We start from the raw sequence: 11,200 nt of genomic DNA, 5'->3' as shown, positions 1-11,200 counted from the left end.
CTTTGCCGCCGGCTTCCTTCAGATTCCACCTCACGATGGACACCCTTGCCTTAGGCTAATGGTTGGTTGCTACATACCCCCATAACGGACTTTCACCGTCTAGTTAATCGCCATGCGTGGCGCACTAAAAATGATTACTCCCACTTTTAAAAGTGGGAGTAAGGAAATTTATCGGCTATATTAATTTTCAACTGGTTTTCCTGCAAAGCGAACTAACAAGATGACACCAAGGATACCGATCGGAAGTGTAAACCAAACTGATAGTCCTAACCCGACAGGTAAATAACCTAAGAAAATAGTTAAAATAGCTATTGGAATCGCATAACCTAATTGGGTTCTTACATGGTCTAAATGGTCACTACCTGCTCCCATCGAAGATAGGATCGTTGTATCTGAGATAGGAGAAACATGGTCGCCAAAAATTGCACCTGTTAATACTGCTCCTGCGCTCATGATAATAAAATTAGGGTCTGAAGATAATGCAGCTGCCAATGGAATAGTTAACGGCATTAAGATACCCATCGTACCATAAGAAGTACCAGTTGCAAATGAAATAATTGCTCCAAAAATAAAGATAATCGCTGGTAAAGCAAATGCTGGTAGGGTATCAGATAATAGACCAACAAGATATTTTGCAGTACCTAATTCTTTCATTGTACTACTTAAGGACCACGCTAATAGTAAAATAACCCCAGTGATCAAAAGAGACTTCATTCCGTTAATCCATGTTTCAATCGCTTCCGAAACGGTAAAGATCTTCTTACCAATACCCATGATCATGGCCACAATACTTGCAAAAAGAGCAGCCTGGAATAATACTACACTTGCATCAGATGATCCAAAAGTCTCACGAATGGCTGCAAAGGACAATGGACTAGATTGAATCAGTTGTTTTACAGCCTCATCCTCTCCACCCATGATCACCATGTACCCATTATAATAAAAGCCACCAAAGGATAGAATCATTAAAAGCCCAATGGGAATAATTGCATTCCATACATTTAATTGGATGCCCTCTTTTGGCTGAACATCTTTATCGTCAGTTGCCATTGGTTTTGCTGTATCCGCTAATACTTTTCCAGTTGTTCTTGCTCGACGTTCTGCCTGATACATCGAACCAAATTCTCTCATAAATAATGCCGTAGCTACAACAAAGACTAATAATAAAATATTATAAAATCGGAAAGGGATTGTATCCATAAAGACACCATAAGCATTGACATCTTGCCCAATTGAAGAATATGCATCTTTAATTAACCCAACTTCATAGCCAATCCAAGTAGAAACTAATGCAATACCCGCTATTGGCGCTGCAGTGGCATCAATAATAAATGAAAGCTTTTCTCTTGATACTCGTAATTTATCTGTAACAGGACGCATAATCGGTCCAACAATGAGTGAATTCGCATAGTCATCAAAAAAGACCAGTATACCTAAAAGCCAAGTAATCACTTGTGAACTTCTTGGGGTTTTTGCTCTTTTTGCTAACGATTCAGCTACCGCTCTTGCCCCACCCATCTTTGTAACTAAGGCGATTAGCCCACCAATTGCTAAAACTTGAAGGATAATTCCAGCATTCCAAGGGTCTGCTAAAGATGTCAAAATATATTGTACAACCTGAAGCAATCCCTGAAATAAAGCACCTAAAACATTATACGATGTAAGTTGTAACAAAAATGCTCCTGAAAAGACGCCGATAAATAGCGACAACACAACATTTTTTGTAATAAAAGCTAATATGATTGCAATCAATGGCGGGACTAATGTCCAAAAACCAAACTGTTTTGCATGTTCGGCGGCTTGATCAACTTCTTCTGCAAAAGCAGGCAAATGTTGAGATAATATGATGAGTAAAGTAAATAAAAACACAGTTATTTTGTTTCTCACTCTCTTTGCATCTCCTTTATCTATTCTAAATATGTTCGAACAAAAGCATATGATAAACAAAAAAAAACTTGAGGCTATATTTGCCTCAAGGTTTATTATGACCAAATAAGTAATTCATAAAAAAACACTTGTTGGCAGATAGCTCTCCACAAAATACATTTTGTGACAGTTCTACATATATTTTATGCAGAACCAGCATATAACCCTTTGGGCTAAAGTTATACACTTCGGCGGTTCTTCCTTTCAGATTACCCAAAGCCCTATTGAAGATAATCTTACTCTTAAGTAACCGCACCTCTATACTTACCAGTTCATATTCGGTTATTATAATTTTGTTCGACTTTTATATATTACTAAGTTAACACAGTTATGTCAACAGTAAAAAAAGAAGGATCAGATCCTTCTTTTTGGATAGATTATTTACTATACGTTTCAATTTTTGTTGGTTCAATCACGACTGGCCCAACACCACGTGGAACTTGTACAGATTCACGAGTTGTTGCTTCAAGTTGCTTCGTAATGTAATTTGCTGCAACATTTGGGTCAATTCGATCACCACAAGTATATACATCAATACTTGCATATGAATGCTCAGGAAAACTGTGAATCGTTAGATGAGATTCTGAAATAATGACAACTCCACTAACACCCATCGGTGCAAACTTATGAAAGGCAACTTCACGAATTTCTGCGCCAGCTTCAAGTGCTGCATCAACCATCATTTTTTCAATAAATTTTAAATCATTTAATTTTTCAACATTACAACCCCATAATTCTGCAATTACATGACGTCCCATAGTATCCATAACGTCATCCCCCTTTTTACAATAATTCCATGCCCTCTCAAGCATGCGGGACCTACGTCATCTACCACGGGGGAAAGTTAGTCCGATGAGGTCCTAACCCTTTGAGTAGATACTGGTTCCTTAGTTATTTAAAAAGTAAATTGAATTTCACGAATTTCAGTATACTGGTTTTATCCCCTTTTTGCAAGAGAATTTTTATTTTTATTTTCATTTGCTGACACTGGAATCACTTACCTGTATTGAAACATTTGATTCTACATACAATACGATTACCAACCGATAAGGAGGTGAACAACAATGGCAGCAGGGCAAGAGCGCAGTAGCAATCAATTAGTAGTTCCTCAAGCAGGTCAAGCTTTAGACCAATTAAAATTTGAGATTGCTAATGAATTAGGAGTTCAAATTCCTCAAGACGGTTACATGGGATTCATCGCTTCCCGTGATAACGGTGCAATCGGAGGTAACATTACTCGTCGTTTAGTTCAAATCGCTGAACAACAACTTGCAGGACAAACTGTAACTAGATAATTCAATAGGATGCTCTGAAGTATTTGGAGATATGCTTCAGAAAAAAGTTAACAGCACTGATAATAACTCAGTGCTGTTATAGTATCTTATGCATTTCAAATCTATGCAGTTAAAACTTTATTTTTATGTTTTTGTTTTTCTTTGTCATGAAGATATTTAGCCAAATCAACTACCCGACATGAATAAGCCCATTCATTATCATACCAAGCCATTACCTTGATTTGATTTTCTCCAATGACCATTGTCGATAAGCTATCTACAATCGATGAATGATCGTTTCCTATAAAATCAGAGGATACTAGGGGTTCTTCACAGTATTGAAGGATGCCGTTTAATTCCTGAAAGCTTGCTTTCTTCAGAACCTCATTCACCATTTCAACTGTCACTTTTTTTTCAACTTGAACGACAAGATCTACGATTGATACATCAGGAGTGGGTACTCTGAGAGCGACTCCATTCAACTTTCCTTTTAATTCGGGAAGAACAAGTGACACTGCTTTTGCAGCTCCAGTTGAAGTTGGAATAATCGATTGCCCCGCTGCTCTAGCTCTTCTTAAATCTTTATGCATATTATCAAGGACTCGCTGATCATTGGTATAGGAATGAACTGTAGTCATCATTCCTGATTCAATTTTAAAATGTTGATGTAAAACCTTTGCTATAGGTGCTAAACAATTAGTAGTACAGGAAGCATTGGAAACAATATGGTGTTGCTCAGGATCATATTGATCATGATTAACTCCCATGACAATCGTAATGTCTTCTCCTTTTGCCGGCGCAGTGATAATCACCTTCTTCGCCCCAGCAGAAAAATGTTTACTCGCACTTTCCTTGTCTCTAAATTTTCCGGTAGATTCGATAACCACATCTATTTTTAGATCTTTCCATGGTAAGAATTCAGGATTACGTTCAGATACAATCATAGTTTCTTTATCATTTACAAGAATCGTTTGTCCATTCACCTTTATATTTGCATTTATTTTCCCATGTACTGTATCGTATTTTAACAGATGAGCCAAAGTTTCAGGAGGGTAACTTGCATTAATTGCAACAATTTCAATCTCTGGATTTTCCATTGCCCTTCTAAAAACCATACGCCCAATACGACCAAATCCATTAATCGCTAATCTTAATGGCATATTTCTACTCTCTCCTTCACATTATAACATACTAATTTATCTTATTTACTATAATAAGTATAACATATTTAAAAAAAATAGCACTAAAAATTATTTATCTTAAATTACATAAGTTTGTATATTCCAACGCGCTCCGTTGTCCGTGTATTTCTATGAATGAAAATTGAGGTAAGAAATACACTCCCAAAGCGCTGCTTATGGAATATACAAACCTTAAACGATAAGCGGAAGAAAGTTAAACTTTCTTTAATATTAAAAAAAGGCCCTATAGAGAGCCTTCGTTTTAAATGGTGAGAAAGTATAAGCCACTATGTATCAAATTCAAACGAATAAATCCATTGGTAGCGTTCATAAAAATGGAGAACCCTTTGTATGTAATGCCTTGTTTCTCCGAATGGTATTTGATCAATGGTTTCAGCATTCCCATCCCATATCCCATCTTCAATCCACTTTTTTACATTACCAGGCCCAGCATTATATGCAGCCATCGTATAAATTTCGTTGCCTTGAAATTGTTGATTGATATTTGCTAAATACCAACTTCCCAATGCGATATTCACCTCAGGCCTTGATAAATACTCAAGTGATTGTGGTGGAAAATTGCCTTTTTCAATAATCCATTTTGCTGTTTCAGGCATGATTTGCATCAATCCAACTGCACCTTTTTTAGAAATTTTTTTTTCATCAAATCGAGTTTCAACTTGTATGATAGACAAAATTAAGTAGGGATCAATGTCAAATTGGCGAGAATATTTGTAGATGATATCATTATATTTGATTGGATACATGAGTTGCCAAAGCCATTTTGAATTTAAACTTAAAAAAACTAAAAATAAAAGAAAAAAAATAAGAGCCGTTTTTTTGGTAAATGGTTTATTTGCCATCCTTCTTTTTAATCCAACTTTCCATACCATTTTTTTATACATTCAACAACCTGCAATTCTGTGTTGGATATGCCCAAACTATTGTCAATAACGATATCTGCCATTTCTTTTTTCAAATTCAAGTCCAGTTGCGCTCTTATTTTTGATAATGCTTCTTCTTTGGTGATCCGATCTCGTTCCATGAGCCGACTTAACTGAATTTTTGGGTCAACATAAACAACAACAATCAAATCAAACAGTCGCTCTCTTTTTGATTCAAATAATAATGGAATGTCCACGATGACGTGATCGTATTTTGTTTGTAACTCTTTTGCTCGTTTAACGAGAGAAGCAAAGATAATGGGATGTGTGATCTCATTAAGTATTTCCCGTTTTTGAGAATCATTAAAAATAATCTTCCCTAATTTTTTTCGGTCAATCGTTTGATCTGGTAATAAGATTTCCGAGCCAAAATGATCAATAATCATCTGCCATGCTTCTTCACCAGGTTTTACAATTTCCCTTGCAATCTGGTCTACATCAATTACAGGTATTCCGTACTTTGCAAATAAATTGGATACTGTACTTTTCCCACTACCAATGCCTCCCGTTAACCCAATAAGCATCAAATCACTCCATTAAAAGATTTTAATAATCCCCATCATGATCAAAATAAGTCCAGGTAGAATTGTAAATCTTTTTAACCATTCTACATCAGAAAACAATAATCCTACCTTCATCCCTACTAATATAAAAAGCCCACTCATTCCTGCAATCATCGTAGCTGTCTTTAATGGTTCGAAACCAATTAAAGCTGCTCCTAATCCTGCACCAAATGCATCTAAGGATAAAGCTATTCCTAAAAAAGCTGCCTCCATTGTCGAAATAACCCCTGAACGGTCGATATCTGCTTTCATTGGCATCTTTAAAATTTGAATGACAAGGCCTAATTTTTTAATTTCGATCGAAATCATCTTTTTTTCTTGATATTCATTTACAGGAGTAGGGCACTCAACATCCTCATGGCTATGTCGAGACACTTGGAAGATAGCCCAAACTCCTATACATATCAATATGATAGAACCAATCCATTTAGCCATATATGGTGACAATACATAGCTAATCCATACCCCTAATTGCATAGATAAAAGAATCATAGAAGCTGAAAGCAATGCAATAATCAAAATAGAATATATAGGAATACGTACTTTTCTTACACCATAAGTCACACCTACACCAAAACTATCTAGACTTACAGCTAAACTTAAAATGATTAGAGAAATCATATGCACGATTGCTCTCCCCTCTCCAAAAGCTCTACATCGAAAACTTACCTTAATATCTTATGGAGTGGGCGCAAAAGGGGTGCAATATTAGCTATTAAAATTCTTTTGGCAATTAGGACAAAAATGTGTCCCTCTTCCACCTACTTTGATTTTTTCAATTAGTGTTCCACATTGATAACAGGGTTGACCTGTACGACCATAGACAATTAAATGATCTTGCATTGAACCTCTACCATAAAAGCTTTCATAAGTTCTAATCGTCGACCCACCTTTTTCAATCGCTTTTAACAAAACCTGTTTCATAGCTAGGATTAGTTGATCAATTTCCTCATCTGTAAGGGAATTACCCGTTCTTAAAGGATGGATCTTACTTAGTGCTAAACTATCATCCACATAGATGTTACCAAGACCACTTACAATTTCCTGATTTAATAAGCTTTGTTTAATCGGTGCAGATCTTGTTTTCAGTTGTTGCTTAAAAAGCTCTGGATCAAAGTTTGGATCAATCGGTTCTTGACCTAATTTTTTTAAAGATTCAAATTCTATTTCCTTACCTTTTGAGACAACATCCATCGTTCCAAACTTTCTGACATCACGATATTGAAGGATACTTCCATCAGTAAAGGTAAAAACAACATGTGTGTGCTTATCAAATTCCTTCATTTTTTCTTCATGATAAATATATTTTCCTTCCATGCGTAAATGAGAAATCATCGTTACACTATTCATATAGAATAGAAGATATTTTCCCTTTCTTCCGATACCTTCAATCGTTTGGCCTTGTAATATCCATTTAAATTCTCCGATATCACCAGGTATTCTAATGATTTTAGGATAAAAGACATTTACTTCTTTTATCGTTTTTCCTATAATTAACATTTCCAATGATCTTCTCACTGTTTCAACTTCAGGTAATTCTGGCATAAAGAATCCTCTTTCAATCTTATTTCGCTTCGTACCACGTTTTTCCAATATTCATATCAACTTTCAAAGGAACGTTTAAGTCTAAAGCATGTTCCATGGTATCTTTGACTAAAATCTTCATTTCATCTATCTCATCAGAATGGACTTCAAAGATCAATTCATCATGAACTTGTAGTAATAAACGACTTCTTAAATGCTTTTGTTCCATTTGTTCTGCCACCTGAATCATCGCTAATTTGATAATATCAGCTGCTGTTCCTTGAATTGGGGTATTCATAGCTGTTCTTTCTGCAAAACTTCTCAAGTTAAAATTAGAACTATTGATATCTGGTAAATATCTACGACGATGTAATAAGGTACTTACATAACCCTCTTTTTTTGCCCTTTCAACAATATCCTTCATATATTGCTTGACGCCATGGAAAACCGCAAAATATCGATCAATAAATTCTCCAGCTTCTTTTCGGGAAATATTAAGGTTTTGGGATAGACCATAGTCACTAATTCCATAAACGATGCCGAAATTAACAGCTTTTGCTTGTCTTCTCATCAATGAAGTGACTTCATCCTCATTGACCCTAAATACATCCATCGCCGTCTTTGTATGGATATCCATATCTTTTTGAAATGCTTCTATTAATTTTTCATCATTTGAGATATGGGCGAGTACCCTTAATTCAATTTGTGAGTAATCTGCTGCAAGGATCAGCCAATCAGGTTCAGAAGGAATAAATGCCTGTCTAATTTTTCTTCCTTCTTCCAAACGGATCGGAATGTTTTGTAAATTTGGTTCTGTACTGCTTAAACGACCCGTAGCTGTAATCGCCTGATTAAAGGTTGTGTGAATCCTTTTTGTTTTAGGGTGAATCACCTTTAAAAGTCCTTCAATATAGGTTGAATATAATTTCCCTAACTGACGATAATGTAAAATCTGTCCAATGATTGGATGGTATGGCTCCAATTTTTCAAGAACATCAGCACTAGTGGAATAACCTGTTTTGGTTTTCTTCATGATCGGTAACTGCAGCTTATCAAATAATATTTCACCTAATTGTTTTGGTGAATTGATGTTAAACTCCACTCCAGCTAACTCATAAATTTCCTCTGTCAACTTCTTTAATGTCTGCTCAATTTCTACTCCCATTAGTTTTAGGCGCTCTTCGTCTACTTTCACTCCAATTTTCTCCATTTTTGCTAATACCCTTGATAATGGAAGCTCAACAGCATACAATAACTCAGATAATTGATTTTCTATTAATTTGTTCTCGATAAATGGCTTTAAGTGATGGATCACATGAGCTTTTCGACTGATATGTTCCATTAATAGATTCTGCTCAGGTATCTCTCTTTTTGCCCCTTTTCCATAAAATCCTTGGTCTGATTGTAGACCCATGTAATTGTATTGCTTGGCGATGTCAGATAGAAAGACAGCTCCATCAGAAGGGTTTAACAAATAGGAACCTAATAATAGGTCAAATTGTATCCCTTCTATTTGAATATGATTCCAGAAAAAGACCATTTCTGTTCGCTTGGCATCATACACCCATTTTGCAGCATTCGGATTTTTAAGCCAATTTTGAAACTCAGGCCAATCCATAACATTTTCAATAGACAGAAACAATTGTTCAGTATCATTTGACAAAGAGATCCCCAAAATCTTATCCGTAGAATTTTCCCCATTTGTTTCCACATGAAGTGCAAGTGGTTGGTCACCTTGATTTAAGATGGTATTCCAGATTTGTTTACTTTCATCTGTAAAAGAATTAATCTTCAGTTGCAAGATTTGATCTTGCTGTTTATTTTCTCCTTTGTCTATTTCTAATCGTTCTATAAGTGAATGAAACTCCCACTTTGAAAACAACTCATATACTTTTTCCTGATCAAAACCATGATAAGTTAGCTGTTCGATCGAAAATTGCATCGGTACATCTCTAAAAATAGTAGCCAATTGCTTACTTAATATTGCCTGTTCGCGATAGATTGATAAATTTTCTTTTATCTTTTTACCGGAAATTTCATCAATATGTGCTAGAACTTCTTCAACACTACCATATTGATGAAGTAATTTTAATGCTGTTTTTTCACCAATTCCAGGTACTCCAGGAATATTATCAGAGGTATCTCCCATTAATCCTTTTAGATCGATAATTTGTTTTGGAGTGAGTTGATATTTATCTTTGATCTCCTTTGGACCATAAGCTTCTACCTCTGTAATTCCTTTACGAGTAAGATAAATGGAAACATGATCAGAAGCCAACTGAAGCATATCTTTGTCCCCAGTTACAACAATCGTATCCAAATTTTCTATTTCTGCTGTTTTGGTTAAAGTTCCAATAATATCATCAGCTTCATAACCATTAAGTTCAAAATATGGAATTTGGAATGCTTCTAGTAGTTCACGTAACATTGGAAATTGCCCAGACAATTCAGAAGGGGTTTGCAGCCTTTTTCCTTTATATTCTTTAAAATCCGCATGTCTAAACGTAACTTTTCCAGCATCAAAAGCCACAAGAATATATTCTGGTTTAATCTCGTCTAAGATTTTTAATAAGATTTGTGTAAATCCATAAACCGCATTTGTGTAAATACCTTGTCTATTACTAAGCAGTGGTAAAGCATAAAATGCTCGATTCGCAATACTGTTTCCATCGATTAAAACCAACTTCCCCATCTTTTCACCTCGTCTCATATTCACAATCTATCATAACACTGTAAGGATATCCTCTTCAAGCAATACAAGATAGCCCACAAAAGTGACGATCTCCTTTGAAGCTTATTCCAATTACTTTTTTGGTGTCCCAATAAAAAAAACAGCCCTCCAAAAAGGGGACTGTAATTTTATAATCATTGATATTTGATCTTATTTAATTCCATTTACATCAATAAAAGGTGTTGCCCCACCTGTAACATTTGGAAGCTTACCATCCCATTTCTTAATGGCTTCCATTTGTGCTTCGATTTTTCTTAATTCAACAAGCTCTGGAGTTACCTCTTGTTTTTGTAATCTTAATGATTCTGCTTCTGCTTTTGCTTGCTCAATCTTTTGTTTTGCCTCAATTTCAATTCTTTGCAAATCTAATTTTGCTTTTAATGCTTGTTGTTCAGCAACCTGTTTTTGTTCGATCGCATTATTAAATTCATTGCTAAACTTAAATTCAGTAATATTGATTTCATCAAGTACCATATTATAATTTGCTAACTTCTTCGCTAATTGTTCTTTTACTTTCGTACTTACCTCAGGCCTTTTTGAAATTAACTCTTCAGCTGTATATTGAGCTGTAACAGCTTTAAGCGCTTCTCCAATTGCAGGGTCTACAATCCTTTCCTTATAGGCTAAACCTACATTTTGATAAAGTTTATTCACTTCTTCTGGATTAAGGTGAAAGTTAACAGCAACTACAGTAGTAACGACCTGTAAATCCTTGGATGCAGCAGTTTGTTCAGATTGAGCTTTTTGTACACGAACCTCTGCTGGAATCACTTCTTGAATAAATGGAATCTTAAAATGAAGTCCTTCATTTAATACGATAGGTTTAACAGCGCCTAGTTGTAAAACAATTCCCCTATTTCCTGCCTCAACAATAACAAATGAATTTAAAGCTAACAAGACAATGAGCCCAAGTATAACAAACATTGAAATAGTACGTCCTGTTTTCAGATTCATTTTTGGTTTCATATCAATCACTTTTTCGTTATCCATTTCCTTACTCCTCTCGTTTCATCAAACTAATCTTTTCTAGATCGTTATATATTCATTATTTACTACG

The 11,200-nt window shown here is 35.3% G+C and carries 10 protein-coding genes and 1 riboswitch; of the genes, 1 reads left to right on the top strand and 9 read right to left on the bottom strand.

The genetic code is table 11. The annotated features are described in order from the left end of the window. Positions 1-180 precede the first annotated feature (180 nt). Both BEN26_RS09190 and speD read right to left on the bottom strand, forming a co-directional pair. Positions 181-1,887 (bottom strand): Na+/H+ antiporter NhaC family protein, encoded by a 1,707-nt coding sequence (locus tag BEN26_RS09190; protein ID WP_084818711.1) that lies wholly within the window; start codon positions 1,885-1,887, stop codon positions 181-183. A gap of 131 nt (positions 1,888-2,018) precedes the next feature. Continuing rightward, a riboswitch (Lysine riboswitch) is annotated at positions 2,019-2,195 on the bottom strand. Positions 2,196-2,303: 108 nt separating this feature from the next. Continuing rightward, positions 2,304-2,693: an adenosylmethionine decarboxylase gene (speD, locus tag BEN26_RS09185; RefSeq protein ID WP_069797727.1), complete on the bottom strand. Its 390-nt coding sequence runs from the start codon at positions 2,691-2,693 to the stop codon at positions 2,304-2,306. A gap of 297 nt (positions 2,694-2,990) precedes the next feature. On the opposite strand from speD, the gene BEN26_RS09180 reads away from it, so the two are divergent. Beyond that, positions 2,991-3,221 (top strand): alpha/beta-type small acid-soluble spore protein, encoded by a 231-nt coding sequence (locus BEN26_RS09180; RefSeq protein ID WP_068722670.1) that lies wholly within the window; start codon positions 2,991-2,993, stop codon positions 3,219-3,221. Between the two features lie 101 nt (positions 3,222-3,322). Here the strand turns inward: BEN26_RS09180 and BEN26_RS09175 are convergent, their stop codons facing one another. The 7 genes from BEN26_RS09175 to BEN26_RS09145 form a co-directional block, all read right to left on the bottom strand. Beyond that, entirely contained in the window at positions 3,323-4,360 is a 1,038-nt protein-coding gene (locus tag BEN26_RS09175) for a glyceraldehyde-3-phosphate dehydrogenase (RefSeq protein ID WP_069797730.1), read from the bottom strand. Between the two features lie 308 nt (positions 4,361-4,668). After that, complete coding sequence (locus tag BEN26_RS09170) at positions 4,669-5,286, bottom strand: lytic transglycosylase domain-containing protein (protein ID WP_255421881.1); 618 nt, start codon at positions 5,284-5,286, stop codon at positions 4,669-4,671. After that, positions 5,253-5,849 carry a dephospho-CoA kinase gene (coaE, locus tag BEN26_RS09165; protein WP_069797731.1) on the bottom strand — a complete coding sequence of 199 codons (597 nt, stop codon included), beginning with the start codon at positions 5,847-5,849 and terminating at the stop codon, positions 5,253-5,255. Before coaE ends, BEN26_RS09170 begins: the two co-directional genes overlap by 34 nt. A 12-nt stretch (positions 5,850-5,861) precedes the next feature. Continuing rightward, positions 5,862-6,509: a sporulation membrane protein YtaF gene (gene ytaF, locus BEN26_RS09160; RefSeq protein WP_308789537.1), complete on the bottom strand. Its 648-nt coding sequence runs from the start codon at positions 6,507-6,509 to the stop codon at positions 5,862-5,864. Positions 6,510-6,596: 87 nt separating this feature from the next. Further along, positions 6,597-7,433, bottom strand: coding sequence for a DNA-formamidopyrimidine glycosylase (gene mutM, locus BEN26_RS09155; protein WP_069797734.1), 837 nt, complete (start codon positions 7,431-7,433; stop codon positions 6,597-6,599). 19 nt (positions 7,434-7,452) lie between these two features. Beyond that, entirely contained in the window at positions 7,453-10,104 is a 2,652-nt protein-coding gene (gene polA / locus BEN26_RS09150) for a DNA polymerase I (protein ID WP_069797736.1), read from the bottom strand. A gap of 189 nt (positions 10,105-10,293) precedes the next feature. After that, positions 10,294-11,133: a prohibitin family protein gene (locus tag BEN26_RS09145; RefSeq protein ID WP_069797738.1), complete on the bottom strand. Its 840-nt coding sequence runs from the start codon at positions 11,131-11,133 to the stop codon at positions 10,294-10,296. Between the last annotated feature and the right edge of the window lie 67 nt (positions 11,134-11,200).

The organism is Tepidibacillus sp. HK-1 (assembly GCF_001748485.2).
GTDB classification, from domain to species: domain Bacteria; phylum Bacillota; class Bacilli; order Tepidibacillales; family Tepidibacillaceae; genus Tepidibacillus_B; species Tepidibacillus_B infernus.
This window is presented reverse-complemented; position numbering and strand designations above follow the sequence as displayed.